Below are 15,690 nucleotides of genomic sequence, written 5' to 3' on the forward strand. Positions count from 1 at the left end.
GCTCAGCAATCGTTGGTTACATCTTTGATTTCTCGCGGAGTAACTTGTGATGCTGATAATCTGTTGACTAGCAGTCTGACTCCACAAGCACCCACACGAATTGCTTGATTCAGTTGTTAAAGAGCGGTTGGTTAAGATCTTTCGTCTCAACCGAGGCGCGCATTCTACAGCAGCCTCATTTGCTGTCAAGTGGTTATTTTCAGAAGCTTTCAAGGATTTCCTTAACAACTTCAACCACTTGCGCTTCAGATCTCTCATCAGCGGGAGGCGAATTCTACAGCGTTACCCGCTGTTGTCAACACCTCTTTTTCAACTTCCTTTTGGCTTCGATGAACTGAAGCAACCTGCTGCCGAAAACTTCGTAACTCATTGTTTACCAAGGAGTTTTCCGTTTCGACTGCGCCGGAAGTGGGGCGAATTATAGACACCTGAGATCTGCCGTCAAGCACTGATTTTGCCTTTCTAGCATGACACTCAAAATCACTGCTTATATATAGACGCGCCGATGACTAATGCGCAACATATTGCCCAAGTACGTAGAAACGCCCTGATTTCCTACCTTGGACGGTGTCACGCAATGAACGACCAGCAACGCAGCCTAGCCTCCACCCTATTCTCGGTTGGGCTGTTACTTATAGCCATGGCCTCGATCCAGACCGGAGCGTCCCTGGCCAAAAGCATGTTCCCGGTCATTGGCCCTCAAGGGACCACCACACTGCGCCTGATTTTCGCCAGCGTGATCATGATGCTGATACTGCGCCCATGGCGCGCGAAACTCACCGCAAAATCCCTGCGTACCGTCGTCGTCTACGGGATGGCACTGGGCGGCATGAACTTCCTCTTCTATATGTCCTTGCAAACCGTTCCCCTGGGTATCGCGGTAGCGCTGGAGTTCACTGGCCCACTGGCGGTTGCGATCTATGCCTCACGCCGTGCAATCGACTTTTTGTGGATCGCGCTGGCAGCGGCAGGATTACTGCTATTAATACCGTCAGGCGAAGCGGCAGCGGGGATGGATCTGACAGGCGTCGGTTATGCTTTGGGCGCCGGGGTATGTTGGGCGCTATACATTCTGTTCGGCCAGAAGGCCGGCGCCGACAACGGAGTTCAGACTGCCGCGCTGGGAGTAATGATTGCCGCGTTGTTTGTAGCACCGATCGGAATCGTCCATGCGGGTTCTGCTCTGTTGACGCCTGCCTTGATCCCGATAGCTCTCGGCGTCGCCATCTTGTCCACCGCCCTGCCCTACACCCTGGAGATGGTCGCATTGACTCGCATGCCGGCCAGAACTTTCGGCACACTGATGAGCATTGAACCTGCCGTCGGAGCGCTTTCGGGGCTACTGTTCCTTCACGAGTTCCTTTCACTGTCACAATGGATGGCCATCATGTGCATCATTTTGGCGTCGGTAGGTGCGACGTTGACCATGGGCAATGCTGCCAAACCTGCGATAGCGGCAGATTGAAGCAGAAATAACGAAGCTCTGGCATTTACCGCTTAATTAGGCCATGTTTAGGCCCGCAACCCAGAGTCAGGCAGGGCGATTTCAGACAGGGATATCAGGACGCTTCAAGTAAAAGCGATTAGAGCCAGACCCGGGCACAAGACCCGGGGCGCTATAAGGATAGTAATGAAACGAATTTTGATACTGATCGCCGCTCTTGCAATTGCAGGCTGCGCAGCGACATCAGAAACCAAGATCAAACACGGCAAGAAAGGGCTGCACATCAACTGTTCAGGACTGTCGTCGTCTTGGGACAAATGCTACGCCACCGCTAGCAACTTGTGCGCTCCCAAGGGTTACAAGGTCATCGCCAAGTCGGGGGATACCGTGGAAGAACCTGGCGACTATCCGTTTGGCCTCAATCCCGCGGGCTATACCAGCCGAAGCATGATTGTCATCTGCAAATAGACAGGTCGCCGCGTCAGGTTCTCGGACTTGCGATTTGGCGACCGATTTCATCGTAACTGGACTTCAGCACCTCGCGCTGAACATCCGGAGTTGCGAGCATCCGGGCGACGACCAGTGCACCAATGCATTGCGACAGAATCGCCCAGGCCAAGCTTTCACTGTGCAAAATCTCCGCCCAGCTTTCCTGGAGCCGACAGATCCAGTGTTCCGCCTGTTGGCGAACGCTCACGTCTGACCGGGCGATCTCGGCCCCCAAGGCTGGCAGCGCACAACCGGTTTCCGGATGCTCGACATGGGACATGCTCAGATAAAGTTTGAGACAGCGTTCAAGTTTGTCTCGGTCCTGATCCGCTCCCAATCGTGCCAGGCTTTGGCGTAGCTCACGCTCGACAATGGTTGCGAACAGCTCATCCTTTGACGAGAAGTGGCTATAGAACGCGCCGCCACTCAAGCCGATCGCTTTCATCAAGCCATCGACGCCTACCGTTGAGAAACCCGACTTCTTGGCCGAAACCGCGCTGCTTTCCAGCAGCTTCTCCTTGGTTTCCAATTTGTGGCTGGTCGAATAACGCATAGCCTTCTTCCCGATTTGAATACCTTGACGATTATCGAATCGTAGCATAACGTCCGTTTAGTTAACGATCGTTTACCAAAGGGATCTACCCATGAATAACAAGAAGGTCGTACTGGTTGTCGGCGCTGGTGATGCCACAGGTGGCGCAATTGCCAAACGCTTTGCTCGGGAAGGTTTTGTCGCCTGTGTCACTCGCCGCAGCGCGGACAAGCTTCAACCGTTGGTGGATGCCATCAAGGCCGACGGCGGTGAAGCACACGGGTTCGCTTGCGATGCGCGAAAAGAAGAAGACGTGATCGCGCTGGTCGAACAGATTGAAAACCAGATCGGCCCCATTGAAGCGTTCGTGTTCAATATCGGCGCCAACGTGCCGTGCAGCATTCTCGAAGAAACGGCCCGCAAGTATTTCAAGATTTGGGAGATGGCCTGCTTCTCGGGTTTTCTCAACGCCCGGGAAGTGGCCAAACGCATGGCCAAGCGTCAACGAGGCACGATTCTGTTCACGGGTGCCACGGCGGGTATGCGTGGCGCCGCCGGATTCGCCGCGTTTGCCGGCGCCAAGCATGGGATCCGGGCACTGGCCCAAAGCATGGCCCGTGAGTTGGGACCGATGAACATTCACGTTGCCCATGTGGTCGTCGATGGCGCCATCGATACCGATTTCATCCGCGAGAGCTTCCCCGAGAAGTATGCGACCAAGGATCAGGACGGCATTCTCAACCCCGAGCACATCGCCGAGAACTACTGGTATCTGCACGCCCAGCCCCGCGACGCCTGGACTTTCGAGCTCGATCTGCGTCCCTGGAGCGAACGCTGGTAAGCCCTTCCCCACAACAATAAAACGAGCACCTTCGACCATGAGCAAAACCGTGGAGTTCTACTTCGACCTCGGCAGCCCCGCCACTTATCTGGCCTACACCCAGCTACCGAAGATCTGCGCGCAGACTGACGCGCAGTTGATCTACATTCCAATTCTGCTGGGCGGAGTATTCAAAGCCACCGGCAACGCCTCGCCAGCGACCGTTCCGGCCAAGGGTCGTTACATTTTCCAGGACCTGGATCGCTACGCGAAACGCTACGGTGTGCCGCTGAAGTTCAATCCACACTTTCCGATCAACACGCTGATGTTGATGCGTGCGGTGACCGGCATCCAGATGCGTGATCCTGAACGTTTTTGCGCATTCATCGAATGCCTGTTCAAGGCGCTGTGGGTCGACGGCCGCAGCCTGAATGAGCCTGCCACCGTTGCGGCGGTGTTGATCGAAAACGGTTTTGATCCTCAAGCGATACTGGCTCTGACCGCCGATGAAGAAGTCAAAGCCACACTCAAGGACAACACCGAGAAAGCGGTACAACGGGGAGTGTTTGGTGCACCGAGCATGTTTGTCGGCAATCAGCTGTACTTCGGTCAGGACCGCTTGGAATTCGTCCTTGAAGCCCTGAGCTGATTTCTCGGTAACCCGCCACTCCAGGGTTCAGGGTGGCGGGCAATGCCCTTGATCAACCGAATCGCATTACAACAACCTGCTAAACCGCCGCCGTACGAGCATTCAACCACGCAAGGGCTGCCCCCTCGACCAACGGACTCAAGCGCTCGCGCACTTCGGCGTGATAGGCGTTGAACCATTGCTTCTCGTCTTCAGTCAGCAAAGACGTTTCCAGGCAACGCGTGTCGATCGGGCACAGGGTCAGGGTTTCGAACTTGAGGAACTCGCCGAATTCGCTTTTGCCCGCCTCACGGTTCATCGCCAGGTTTTCGATCCGCACGCCCCAGCGGCCCGGACGGTAGGTGCCAGGCTCGATGGACGTGATCATCCCCGGCAGCATCGCTGTCTGTGGTGCAGGTGCAGCCTGATAGGCAATCACTTGCGGACCTTCGTGCACATTAAGGAAATAGCCCACACCATGACCGGTGCCGTGACCGTAATCGACGCTTTCCGCCCAGATCGGTGCACGAGCGATGGCATCGAGCAACGGCGACAGGATGCCTTTCGGGAACTGTGCACGGGACAAGGCAATCACGCCTTTGAGCACACGAGTGCAATCGCGCTTCTGTTCCGCGGTCGGTGTGCCGACCGGCACCATCCGCGTGATGTCGGTAGTACCGCCCAAGTATTGACCGCCGGAGTCGATCAACAACAGACCGTCACCTTCAATCACCGCGTGCTCTTCCTCGGTGGCGTGGTAATGCGGCATCGCACCGTTGGCGTTGAACGCAGCAATGGTGTTGAAGCTCAACGACACGTAATCGGGACGGCGCTCACGAGCAGCGGTCAGGTGTTCGTCGATGGTCAGTTCGGTGATGCGTTCGCGACCCAATGCCGAGTCCAGCCAGGCGAAGAACTCGCACAGCGCCGCGCCGTCCTGTTCCATGGCCTGACGGATATGCTCGGCATCCGCCAGGCTTTTCTGCGATTTGGCCAGTGTGGTCGGATTCAAGCCTTCGATCAGCTTGACGTCGCTGCCCAGGTTTTCCAGCAGACCGGCCGTGACCCGTGCCGGGTCGACTTGCAGGCTTGCTCCTTCTGGAACAGCCTTCAGCCCCGCAGCCACTTCGCTGTAATCGCGCAGGGTCACGCCATCCTGTTCAAGGATTGCGCGCAACTCGGCGCTCACTTTACTCAGCGCCACGAACAGCGTGGCCTGCTGCTGGCTGATCAAGGCGAAGGAAACGAACACCGGGTTAAACGACACATCGCCGCCACGCAGATTGAACAGCCAGGCGATGTCATCGAGGGTGGCGATAAAATGCCAGTCGGCGCCACGGGACTTCAGGGTTTCACGCAGCTTGGCGAGCTTTTCGCCACGGCTGACGGTCGCTTGCGGCGGCAAGTGTTGATAGATCGGTTCATTGGGCAGCTGCGGACGGTCGCTCCAGACATCGCTCAACAGGTCGATGTCCGTGCGCAATCGGGCGCCGCGCTCTTCAAGCTTGCTTCCCAATGTCCGCGCCGAAGCCACGGCCATCACCGCGCCATCGACCGCGACAACGCCACCCTCAGGAGTTTGTTCGGCCAACCATTCCAATGGGCCGGGTTGACCCGGTTGCAGCTTGACCAGTTCGATACCGCTGCCATTGAGCTCTTTGGTCGCCTGCTCCCAGTAACGGCTATCGGCCCAGACGCCGGCAAAGTCCGGAGTCACGATCAAAGTGCCGACAGAACCATGGAAACCCGACAACCATTGGCGTCCTTGCCAGTAACCCGGCAGGTATTCCGACAGGTGCGGGTCGGCCGACGGCACCAGCAAGGCATGAATGCCCTCCCGGCTCATCAGTTCGCGGGTTTGTGCCAGGCGCTGGGGCACCGATCCATTGATCGAAGACTGCATATTCATCATGACTCCTGCTAACCACTCATCATTATTGTTGCGCGCCGATCAGCGTCGGCACTTTATCGCCCTATTGCCAGAATGCCGGAGCACTGGCGCAGGCTGTTCTGATCAGTTCTACCGCTTGGTCGATATCCTGTTCGGTCGTGAAACGCCCCAGGCTCAAGCGAATCGTGCGACCGGCCGCGTGGGCATCAAGCCCCAAGGCCAGCAGCACGTGGGATGGGGTATTGCTCGCGGAATTGCAGGCCGAGGTCGCGGAAAACGCGATCGAATGGCTCAACGCCGCCGAGTTGAACTCGCCTTCGCCGAAAGTCAGGCTCAGGGTATGGGGAATGCGCCGGGACGGACTGCCATTGAGGTGCACGCCGGGCAGGCTCAGCAACTGGTTGAGCAGACGCTCACGCAAGCGCACGATCTGGGCTTTTTCTGTTTCGAACAGCTTCGCCGCCAATGTGAAAGCTTCACCCATGGCAACGATCTGATGGGTCGCCAAGGTACCGGAACGCAAACCGCCTTCGTGGCCGCCGCCGTGGATCTGCGCCTGCAATTTTTGCTGCGCGCGCGGGCCGACGTACAACGCGCCGATACCTTTGGGACCGTAGAGTTTGTGAGCGGAGAACGACATCAGGTCCACCGGCCACTGCGCCAGGTCGATCGCCACTTTACCCGTGCCCTGTGCGGCGTCGACATGGAACAACGCAGCGCGCCCGCGCACCACTTCTCCGATCGCCGGGATGTCATTGAGCGTGCCCAGTTCATTGTTGACCAGCATCAGCGACACCAGGAACGTGTCCTCGCGCATGGCTTCGCTGACGGCTTGCGGAGTAATCAGACCTTCGGCGTCCGGCACCAGATAGGTCACCGCAACGCCGGCATCCTGCAATTGCCGGGCAGTGTCGAGAATCGCCTTGTGTTCGATCTGACTGGTAATGATGTGGCCGCCGGAAATCCCGCGAGCCTGGGCCACACCCTTGAGCGCCAGATTGTTGGATTCGGTGGCGCCGGATGTCCAGACGATCTGTTCAGGTGTCGCGCCGACCAGCTCGGCGACCTGACATCGCGCCTGTTCGACCGATTGCCGGGCCTGCTGGCCGAACGCGTGGGAGCTTGAAGCCGGGTTGCCGAAATTGCCGGTAAAGCCCAGGCACTCGACCATGACCTTGATGACCCGCTCGTCCACCGGCGTGGTGGCGGCGTAATCGAAATACAACGGACGTTTATTCATAAAAGACTCGCAGAGCGTGTTCCGGGATCAGGAAGCTCGTGGCTGGAAACGGCAAGGCGCAGCCTCGTGAGCTGCGCGCAGTTTTCAGAACGTTACCAATACCTGATCGGATGCCGTTAAAGAAGTACAACTTCATTTAAAAGTGCGTAGGAACGCTCCTGAAAAGCCAGCTTAACAGGCATCGGGCGACCGGTCGAAGCAGCGCGTCAGCTGAAGCTTTCGAGCAACAACGGATATAGCGAAACCACCAGCAACGCGGCCATCCCCCAATTGAACAGACGCAACCAGCGGCGGTCTTTCAAAACATTGCGCAACAACGTGCCGCACGCGGCCCAGACACCGACACTCGGCAGGTTGATGATCGCGAACACGGCCGCAATCACGATCACATTGGTGAAATAACCCTGCATCGGCGTGTAGGTGCTGATGGCACCGATGGCCATGATCCAGGCCTTGGGATTGACCCACTGGAACGCGGCGGCGCCCAGATAGCTGATCGGTTTCGCTTCGCCCTGCTGACTGTCGGACACCGGCCCGGAATGAGCGATTTTCCACGCCAGGTACAACAGGTACGCCGCACCGACGTAACGCAGAACGGTGTAAAGCAAAGGATAAGTCTGGAATACCGCTCCCAATCCGAAACCCACCGCGACGACGAGCACAAAGAAGCCGCAGGTGATACCCAGCATGTGCGGAATGGTGCGGTTGAAGCCGAAGTTCACGCCGGATGCCAGCAACATGGTGTTGTTCGGGCCGGGAGTGATTGAGGTGACAAGGGCAAACAGGGCGAAGCCCAGCAGCAGATCAAGTGAGAGCGTCATGAGTGGCAGTCCATCTGGGTCAGTCAGGTGTTGACCCTATCGCACACCTTGGGTGAAACCCACGGACAGTTGCGTGAACTTCAAGCAGTACAGTTCTGACTCAGCTTGAGCGACCGTGAAGCTGTACAGATCGCTCGGCGTTCATTTCGCCCTGGCTGTCGAAGCGGAACGACTTCTGCGGTTCACCGAGCAATTCGGCTTTTTTCGCGTGGTACTCGTCAAAGGACAAACCGCGACGATTCAACGCCTCCAGCGCCAGTTCCTTGCTTTCCTCTGCGGTGTAGGGCCGCAGTTCAGGAGAAACATGACTGGCACACCCGGCGAGTACGCAAAGGGCAAACAGCAGGAAAGTGGCGATTAGAGGTTTCATTTCTGGCGTCCGGCATCTGGGTTCGGGGCAATGAACACAGGCTACCCGTGCCGTCGAACGGGCAGAAATCAACACGCTCGATAGTGGCTATCAGGTTTACAGCATCCGCTGGAACGTTCGTTACACCACGGACCACTGCTGCTCGTCGGGCGTTCAGTAGCGCAAAAGCAGCTGGCCTATATTTATCCAGCTGGGTAACGGCATAGAACCTCTTTCTCACAACAAAAACAGGGAGATTCATCATGAGCGTCAAACCGATTCCAGAGGGTTATCACAGCATCACCCCCTATCTGGGCATTCAAAAAGCCGCTCAGGCTATCGACTTCTACAAGAAAGCCTTTGGTGCCATCGAAGTGATGCGGCTGGCCATGCCTGATGGCGGCATCGGTCATGCCGAGCTACGCATCGGCGATTGTCCGATCATGTTGGGCACACCGTGCGATCAAGGGCCGTTGAGCAATCCGGACAACTCGCCGTCCGTGGGCCTCCATCTGTATGTGACGGATGTCGATAAATCCTACAAACAGGCCATAGAGGCCGGTGCAACCGTCGTATCCGAGGTCAAGGATCAGTTTTACGGCGACCGTTCCGGGACGTTGAGGGACCCCTATGGGCATCTGTGGTTCCTGGCCACGCGTAAGGAAGACCTGACCCAGGAACAGATTGAGCAACGGGCCAAAGAGATGTTCAGTCAGGGTTGAAGCACGAAAAGGTCGCAGCCTGTGACAGCAGCGATGACCTGCGGCAGCAATCGCAGGCTGCAACCCTTTGCGTCAATTGATCATTGTGGCAATAATAAGAAACATTTACTTTTGCATTGCCGTTCGGGTTTTTCGGTCATCATTCGTCTTATCTAGATGCAGTCGGTCGCGTAGGCAAAAGCCACGACCGAACTTTCCAGGGACATCGTCGCTGTGAAACCCGCAGCAGAGCCCCTCTCATCCAGGCAAGACCTCACATCATGTCAAAGAAGTCCCGTTCAAAAATCTGGTTTCTGGTCCATAGCTGGCTGGCGTTGCCGATCTGGTTTTTCGTACTCATCGTTTGTGTAACCGGCACTCTGGCCGTCGTCAGCCAGGAAATCGTCTGGCTGGCCAACCCGTCGATGCGCGCCAGCCAGCCTTCCGATGATGCACCGCTGCTCAGCTATCAACAGGTCCTCGACGCTATCCACAAGGCTGAACCGCAGACCGTGGTGGAAAGCATCAGCCGACCCGACGAGTCGCATTTTGCCCTCGACGTACAAGTCAGCTACCCCGACGGACGCTCCGTGGTGGTGTACGTCAACCCGTACAGCGGCGTCATTCAGGGGGTAGCGCCGGAATTCAATTTCCAGGCATTCACCCGTGCGTTGCATGGCTGGTGGCTGGTGCCGTTTACCAACGGCTTTAGCTGGGGCTGGTATCTGGTGTCGTTTCTCGGTTTGCCACTCTTGGCTTCGCTGGTGACCGGGCTGGTGGTCTACAAACGCTTCTGGAAAGGCTTTTTCAGTCCGACTCTGCGCATCCGCCATGGCGCACGGATTTTCTGGGGCGACTTCCACCGCTTGAGCGGCATCTGGTCGATCTGGTTCATTGCGGTCATTTCCATCACCGGCACCTGGTTCCTGATCCAGGCATTTCTATTCGATAACCAGGTGTCGATTTCCACCGAGAAAATCATCCCGTCGATGTCCCGTGAAGCCGTACCGATGTCGGCCAACGGTACTCCGCCACCGCGCATCGATCTCGATCGCGCGATTGAAATCGCCTCGCAACAGATTTCCGGGCTTGAGGCCAGCTTTGTCAGCCTGCCGGGCAATGCCTATAGCCATATGGATATCGGTGGACGCGGTTGGTATCCGCTGATGTTCCAGACGGCCACCCTCAACCCGTACAGCGGCGAAATTGCGGCCACGCGACTGATCTCGGACCGCTCGGCGCTGGAGTTCGTCACCGAGTCGATGCGTCCGTTGCACACCGGGGATTTCGGAGGGCTGTGGATCAAGTTGATCTGGGCCTTCTTCGGCCTGTTGTTGAGCATGATGGTCCTGAGCGGCTTGTTGATCTGGACCAAACGCACCGCACTGGCCACTGCCAATGCCTTGAAGCGCAGCAACAAGAAGCAACACGCCACGAAAACCCAAACAGCCCTGAGCAACGAACCGTCGGAGGCTAACCTGTGAGCAACGTCACTGCTGCCCCTCAAGCCTCCCGTTTGCGCATGTTCTGGCACAAATGGCGCTTCCACCTGAACATCCTGTTGCTCCTGATTCCGTTGGGTTTCATGCCCAAGTACTTCGCCGACGAGGCATTGCAGCGTGGTGACGACGGTCTGGGCGAGCGGGAGGTTGGCGAAGTGCAAGTCGGCCCCTGGAGCCTGCGTTTGGCGGAACTGCGCAATGAAGCTCCGCTCAACAGCCCGGCCGGCCACATGAAAAACTTCAATGCAGCGCTCTGCGACGCCTGTATCGACCAGGTCAAGGCTACTTACCTGCGCATCGGCAAGCCCCGCAGCCTGCGCGCCGCCGGGGTGATTTTCTTCGGCACGCCATACCGCATGAGCGCCCAGTTGCCGGTGCCGGACAAGACCAAGCCCGACGCTCAACTGTGGATCACCATGGAAGGCTGGGACGGCAGCATGCATCAGGCATCCATTCCTTTGAACCAGGCATCCCCCGCCACCGTCGCCTGGCTGAGCAAACAAGGAGGCAAACCATGACCCGTATTTCCCGCCCTCTCCACGCGGTTTTGCTGCTGCTGTGTGCTGGCTTCAGTGCCAGCGCCCTGGCCCACAACCCGATGTGCGAATGCAAAGCCATCGACGCCGAGCAGATCAAATGCACCGGCGGTTTTTCCGATGGCAGCGGTGCTCCGGGTGTCACCCTTGATGTGGTCGGTTACGACGAAACCATTCTGGTGCCAGGCAAGCTCGGCGCCGACTCGACCCTGACCTTCAAGAAACCCGGCGCGGAATTCTACGTGCTGTTCGACGCGGGCCCCGGCCACGTCGTCGAAATCGACCAAGCGGACATCGAGGCACCATGAGTACGCCAACCACCCAGGTCGTCCGCCCGGCTGGGGCCGGTCACGAAACCCTCTACGTCCTGCTGCTGTGCCTGATGATTCTGGCCGTTGCCGGCTCGGTGGTGCTCTGGCGCGGCGAGTCCCATGAGGTGAGCAGCATCAGCAGCCATCAACTGGACGCCCGCCGCGACCTCAGTGCTTCCGAGCAAGGCATCTATGCCGACCTGCGTGTGACGCTGGACGAAATTCACCTGCTGCGTCAGGAACAACAAGCGCTGCCGACGCCCGAAACCCTCGCCGATGAGGGTTTTGCGCCGTTCGCTCAGGACGCCAGTTCCGTCAGTCGCGGCGGACATGCCTGGCAGTTGCTCGATAGCAAAGCCTACTTCGGTCAGAGCCAGGCGAAGGGTGTCGCCGGTTCCTTTCTGATGCGCTTGACCGCTGCGGATGACGCGCCAGACATCTGGCTCAACCGCGCGACCGACCTCAAGGCCCCTGCCGACCTCAGCGACGCCGCGCTTGAAAGTGCCGGCTGGCAGCAGATCGTCGCGCAATTCGATGCCGGCGTGACCCGCCAGCATAAGCATTGAACCCTCGCCTTCACCCGAGAGAAGACCGCTTTCCCATGCCCATTTCATCTCAACGTTCGTTCTTGCGCCTGCTGCTGGTCGGCCTGCTTGCCTGCCTGCTGCCCACCCTGGCCAGTGCCGACGAGGCCAAGCGCCTGCGCATCGGCATCACCCTGCACCCTTATTACAGCTACGTGGCCAATATCGTCGGCGACAAGGCCGAGGTCGTGCCGCTGATCCCTGCCGGCTTCAACCCCCACGCCTACGAGCCCCGCGCCGAAGACATCAAGCGCATCAGCGGGCTGGACGTGATCGTGCTCAACGGCGTCGGTCATGACGACTTCGCCGACCGCATGATCGCCGCCAGCGAAACCCCGAACGTCAAAGTCATCGAAGCCAACGAAAACGTACCGCTGCTGGCCGCCACGGGTGTTGCCGCACGCGGCGCGGGCAAGGTGGTGAACCCACACACGTTCCTGTCGATCAGCGCTTCCATTGCCCAGGTCAACAACATCGCCCGGGAACTGGGCAAGATCGACCCGGCCAATGCCAAGACCTACACCGAAAACGCCCGAGCCTACGGCAAGCGCCTGCGCAAAATGCGCGCCGATGCCCTGGCCAAACTGACCCAGGCACCGAACGCCGAACTGCGCGTGGCCACGGTGCACGCTGCCTACGATTACCTGTTGCGCGAGTTTGGTCTGGAAGTCACCGCCGTGGTCGAACCGGCCCACGGTATCGAACCGAGCCCGAGCCAGCTGAAAAAGACCATCGACCAATTGCGTGAACTGGATGTGAAAGTGATCTTCTCGGAGATGGATTTCCCGTCCTCTTACGTCGACACCATCCAGCGCGAATCCGGGGTGAAGCTGTATCCGCTGTCGCACATTTCCTACGGCGAATACACCGCCGACAAGTACGAAAAGGAAATGACCGGCAACCTCGACACCGTGGTGCGGGCGATCCAGGAGTCGGGCGCATGACTTCGAAAGAAACGATCATCGCCCAAGACGCCGAGAATCCTGTGGGAGCCAGCCTGCTGGCGAAGGGGTCCGGTCAGTCAGCATCTTCCTTGAATGATGCAGCGCAATCGCGAGCAAGCTCGCTCCTACAGGGGGCGGGCCCGACGCTGGATTTCGCCGGGGTCAGCCTGACGCTGGGGCGCACGACAATTCTCGACAACGTGACCTTCAAGGTGCAGCCCGGCAGCGTCCATGCGCTGGTCGGCCCCAATGGTGGCGGCAAGAGTTCGCTGATCAAGACTTTGCTCGGGCAGATGCCGCATCAGGGCCGTTTGAGCCTGCAATGGCCCGCTGAACCACGCACCATCGGCTACGTGCCGCAAGCGCTGGAGTTCGACCGCGGCCTGCCGATGACCGTCGACGATTTCATGGCCGCCATGTGCCAGCGGCGCCCGGCGTTCCTCGGCTTGAGCAAGCACTACGCGGCGGCGATTGGCGAGGCGCTGGAGCGCGTCGGCATGCAGGACAAACGCAAGCGACGCATGGGCGCGTTGTCCGGCGGCGAACGTCAGCGGGTTTTACTGGCTCAAGGGTTGATCCCTTCGCCGCAATTGCTAGTACTCGATGAACCGATGTCTGCGCTCGATGAGGCTGGCATTCAGGTGTTTGAACGCTTGCTCGGCGACTGGCGTTCAGCCGGAATTACCGTGCTGTGGATCGAGCACGATCTGGAAGCCGTCGGGCGTCTGGCCGATCACGTTACAGGGCTCAATCGTCGGGTGCTGTTCGACGCCACGCCGAAACAGGCACTGACCCCGGAGCGTCTGCTGACGCTGTTTTCGACCCATCCCCGGAGCGTTGCCTGATGAGTTACGAAGCTTTCCGTTTGATGGTCCAGGGTTGGGCTTCGTCCGGGTATCTGCCCGAAGCCCTCGCCTACGGATTCGTAGTCAACGCGTTGCTCGCCGGTCTGCTGATCGGTCCGGTGCTCGGCGGCCTGGGCACATTGGTCGTGGTCAAGCGCTTCGCGTTTTTTTCCGAGGCTGTGGGGCACGCGGCATTGACCGGCGTGGCCATCGGCATTCTGCTCGGCGAACCCTACACCGGTCCTTATGGCAGCCTGTTCGGCTACTGCCTGTTGTTCGGCATCCTGCTCAACTACCTGCGCAACCGCACGGGCCTGGCGCCGGATACGCTGATCGGCGTGTTCCTCTCGGTCTCTTTGGCGTTGGGAGCCAGCCTGCTGCTGATTCTGGCGGGCAAGATCAATGTGCACATTCTGGAGAACGTGCTGTTCGGCTCGGTACTGACGGTCAATGGCAATGACCTCGCCGTACTGGCGATTGTCGGCTCGCTGGTGATGGCGCTGGCGTTGCCGCTGTATAACCGCATCATGCTCGCCAGTTTCAACCCGCAACTGGCGGCGGTACGCGGTGTGGCGGTGAAGACCCTGGATTACCTGTTCGTGATTCTGGTGACGCTGATCACCGTCGCCGCAGTGAAAGTCATTGGCGCCATTCTCGTAGGCGCACTGTTGGTCATTCCAGCCGCAGCGGCACGCTTGCTCAGCCAATCGTTGAAAGGTTTCTTCTGGTGTTCGGTGCTGATCGCCACGGTCAGCACCCTGTGCGGCATTCTCGCGCCGATTGTCTTCGACCTGCCGATCCCGTCCGGCGCTGCGATCATTCTGGTGTCCGGCATTGCCTTCGCCCTCGCCGCCATCGCACGCGGCGTCGTCCCCAGCCTGAAAGGGAACCTTGGATAAATGTCATTCTCTCTGCGTCAACTGACCCTGGCCGTCGCGCTGTGCGGGGTGGCCACCGCAACCTTCGCCGCCGACAACGGCAAACCGCTGCGCGTATTGGCCTCGCTGCCAATCACCTACGGACTGGGCGAAGTGCTGCTCAAGGGCACCGATGTCAGCCTCGAACGCGCGGCGCCGGCCAATCTGCCCGGCAGCCGCCAGACCGCCTACTTCACTGGCCGTGGTGCTCCGGCGCTGGCCAAACTGGCGACGGATGCCGATGCGGTAATTGGCCTGCGCTCGCTGTGGCCGGACGATCCGCTGTATCCGATTTCCCGTCGCAGCAATATTCGTATCGTTGAAGTCGATGCTGCCCGCCCGGTCGACGGCGCCCTGCCCGGCATTGCCGTGCAGCCAGGCATCAAGGTCGATGGTCTGAACAGCCAGCCGTGGTTTTCCAGCAACAACATGGGACGCATGGCAGATGTGATCGCGGCGGACCTAGTGCGTCTGGCGCCCGAGTCCAAGCCGAAGATCGAGGCGAACCTGGCGGCACTCAAGCAGCGTTTGCTCAAACTCAGCGCCACCAGCGAAGCGCAGTTGGCCAGCGCGGACAACCTCAGTGTGATGAGTTTGAGCGATCACTTTGGCTACCTGATTGGCGGACTGAACCTGGAACTGGTCGGGCTCGATGCACGACCGGATGCCGAGTGGACACCTGAGGCGCTCAAGGAATTGGGCGTACAGCTCAAAGACAACGATGTGGCGGTGGTGCTGCATCACCGGCAGCCGTCGGAGGCCCTGAAAACGGTGATTACCGAAGCGGGTAGCCGGTTGGTGGTGTTGAGTACCGATGCCGAGGATCCGGTGACTGAGCTTGAGGGGAATGTGGATTTGCTGATCAAGGGTTTGAGCGGCGTTTAAGGTCAGGACCGGGGACTGTCAGATATTTTGTGTGCAGGCCGGTAACGGCCTGCCGTTAGGCAGGCCATTCTTTTACCAGGCAGGCCTGATAAATCGATCTCCGTACAGAATCGCGAATTGATTCATCGCACTTTTCCAGTCATGGGCCGCTGAGCCCCAGTTTGCTGTGATGTTGCGCAGCCCAAGCCAGATCAGTTTTGTCGCCGCATCGTCGGTTGGGAAGTGACCTCGGGTCTTGATGATCTTGCGCA

The 15,690-nt window shown here is 58.7% G+C and carries 18 protein-coding genes and 1 pseudogene; 13 read left to right on the forward strand and 6 right to left on the reverse strand.

Annotated elements, in window-relative coordinates; translation table 11 throughout:
- Window positions 1-577: 577 nt before the first annotated feature.
- Together rhtA and CKW15_RS27390 are read left to right on the forward strand one after the other, a co-directional pair.
- Window positions 578-1,465 (forward strand): threonine/homoserine exporter RhtA, encoded by an 888-nt coding sequence (gene rhtA, locus CKW15_RS27385; RefSeq protein ID WP_095060692.1) that lies wholly within the window; start codon window positions 578-580, stop codon window positions 1,463-1,465.
- Window positions 1,466-1,630: 165 nt separating this feature from the next.
- Window positions 1,631-1,912, forward strand: a complete 282-nt coding sequence (locus CKW15_RS27390) for a hypothetical protein (RefSeq protein ID WP_095060694.1) — start codon at window positions 1,631-1,633, stop codon at window positions 1,910-1,912.
- Window positions 1,913-1,925: 13 nt separating this feature from the next.
- Here CKW15_RS27390 and CKW15_RS27395 read toward each other — a convergent pair whose 3' ends face one another.
- Complete coding sequence (locus CKW15_RS27395; RefSeq protein WP_095060696.1) at window positions 1,926-2,486, reverse strand: TetR/AcrR family transcriptional regulator; 561 nt, start codon at window positions 2,484-2,486, stop codon at window positions 1,926-1,928.
- Window positions 2,487-2,577: 91 nt separating this feature from the next.
- Here CKW15_RS27395 and CKW15_RS27400 point away from each other — a divergent pair, with 91 nt between their 5' ends.
- Both CKW15_RS27400 and CKW15_RS27405 read left to right on the forward strand, forming a co-directional pair.
- Window positions 2,578-3,306, forward strand: a complete 729-nt coding sequence (locus CKW15_RS27400; RefSeq protein WP_095060698.1) for an SDR family oxidoreductase — start codon at window positions 2,578-2,580, stop codon at window positions 3,304-3,306.
- Between the two features lie 37 nt (window positions 3,307-3,343).
- A complete protein-coding gene (locus CKW15_RS27405; protein ID WP_095060700.1) occupies window positions 3,344-3,934 on the forward strand; it encodes a 2-hydroxychromene-2-carboxylate isomerase in 591 nt (196 codons plus the stop codon).
- A gap of 79 nt (window positions 3,935-4,013) precedes the next feature.
- Here CKW15_RS27405 and CKW15_RS27410 read toward each other — a convergent pair whose 3' ends face one another.
- The 4 genes from CKW15_RS27410 to CKW15_RS27425 form a co-directional block, all read right to left on the reverse strand.
- Entirely contained in the window at window positions 4,014-5,822 is a 1,809-nt protein-coding gene (locus CKW15_RS27410; RefSeq protein WP_095060702.1) for an aminopeptidase P family protein, read from the reverse strand.
- Between the two features lie 64 nt (window positions 5,823-5,886).
- On the reverse strand, window positions 5,887-7,044 hold the full coding sequence (locus tag CKW15_RS27415; RefSeq protein ID WP_095060704.1) for an aminotransferase class V-fold PLP-dependent enzyme: 1,158 nt from the start codon (window positions 7,042-7,044) through the stop codon (window positions 5,887-5,889).
- A gap of 206 nt (window positions 7,045-7,250) precedes the next feature.
- Complete coding sequence (locus CKW15_RS27420) at window positions 7,251-7,865, reverse strand: LysE family translocator (protein WP_095060706.1); 615 nt, start codon at window positions 7,863-7,865, stop codon at window positions 7,251-7,253.
- A 100-nt stretch (window positions 7,866-7,965) separates the two neighbouring features.
- On the reverse strand, window positions 7,966-8,235 hold the full coding sequence (locus CKW15_RS27425; protein WP_095060708.1) for a hypothetical protein: 270 nt from the start codon (window positions 8,233-8,235) through the stop codon (window positions 7,966-7,968).
- A gap of 242 nt (window positions 8,236-8,477) precedes the next feature.
- Between CKW15_RS27425 and CKW15_RS27430 the strand changes: the two genes are divergently transcribed.
- The 9 genes from CKW15_RS27430 (at window position 8,478) to CKW15_RS27470 (ending at window position 15,439) form a co-directional block, all read left to right on the forward strand.
- Window positions 8,478-8,936: a VOC family protein gene (locus CKW15_RS27430; protein WP_095060710.1), complete on the forward strand. Its 459-nt coding sequence runs from the start codon at window positions 8,478-8,480 to the stop codon at window positions 8,934-8,936.
- A 260-nt stretch (window positions 8,937-9,196) separates the two neighbouring features.
- A complete protein-coding gene (locus CKW15_RS27435; RefSeq protein ID WP_095060712.1) occupies window positions 9,197-10,399 on the forward strand; it encodes a PepSY domain-containing protein in 1,203 nt (400 codons plus the stop codon).
- A gap of 38 nt (window positions 10,400-10,437) precedes the next feature.
- The gene (locus tag CKW15_RS27440) at window positions 10,438-10,935 is read left to right on the forward strand and encodes a thiamine pyrophosphate-binding protein (protein ID WP_095060781.1); all 498 of its coding nucleotides are present in this window, start codon (window positions 10,438-10,440) and stop codon (window positions 10,933-10,935) included.
- Entirely contained in the window at window positions 10,932-11,261 is a 330-nt protein-coding gene (locus CKW15_RS27445; RefSeq protein ID WP_095060714.1) for a hypothetical protein, read from the forward strand. Before CKW15_RS27440 ends, CKW15_RS27445 begins: the two co-directional genes overlap by 4 nt.
- Window positions 11,258-11,830 carry a DUF6162 family protein gene (locus tag CKW15_RS27450; RefSeq protein ID WP_095060716.1) on the forward strand — a complete coding sequence of 191 codons (573 nt, stop codon included), beginning with the start codon at window positions 11,258-11,260 and terminating at the stop codon, window positions 11,828-11,830. The genes CKW15_RS27445 and CKW15_RS27450 overlap by 4 nt, the downstream gene beginning before the upstream one ends.
- Before the next feature lie 35 nt (window positions 11,831-11,865).
- On the forward strand, window positions 11,866-12,792 hold the full coding sequence (locus CKW15_RS27455; RefSeq protein ID WP_095060718.1) for a metal ABC transporter substrate-binding protein: 927 nt from the start codon (window positions 11,866-11,868) through the stop codon (window positions 12,790-12,792).
- Window positions 12,789-13,637, forward strand: coding sequence for a metal ABC transporter ATP-binding protein (locus tag CKW15_RS27460; protein WP_095060720.1), 849 nt, complete (start codon window positions 12,789-12,791; stop codon window positions 13,635-13,637). The genes CKW15_RS27455 and CKW15_RS27460 overlap by 4 nt, the downstream gene beginning before the upstream one ends.
- Window positions 13,637-14,536, forward strand: coding sequence for a metal ABC transporter permease (locus CKW15_RS27465; RefSeq protein ID WP_034155185.1), 900 nt, complete (start codon window positions 13,637-13,639; stop codon window positions 14,534-14,536). The genes CKW15_RS27460 and CKW15_RS27465 overlap by 1 nt, the downstream gene beginning before the upstream one ends.
- Complete coding sequence (locus CKW15_RS27470) at window positions 14,537-15,439, forward strand: metal ABC transporter solute-binding protein, Zn/Mn family (RefSeq protein ID WP_095060723.1); 903 nt, start codon at window positions 14,537-14,539, stop codon at window positions 15,437-15,439.
- Between the two features lie 72 nt (window positions 15,440-15,511).
- Here the strand turns inward: CKW15_RS27470 and CKW15_RS27475 are convergent.
- Window positions 15,512-15,690: pseudogene (locus CKW15_RS27475) on the reverse strand (IS256 family transposase); the annotation flags it as partial.

It is taken from the genome of Pseudomonas sp. Irchel s3b5, assembly GCF_900187435.1.
Taxonomy (GTDB): domain Bacteria; phylum Pseudomonadota; class Gammaproteobacteria; order Pseudomonadales; family Pseudomonadaceae; genus Aquipseudomonas.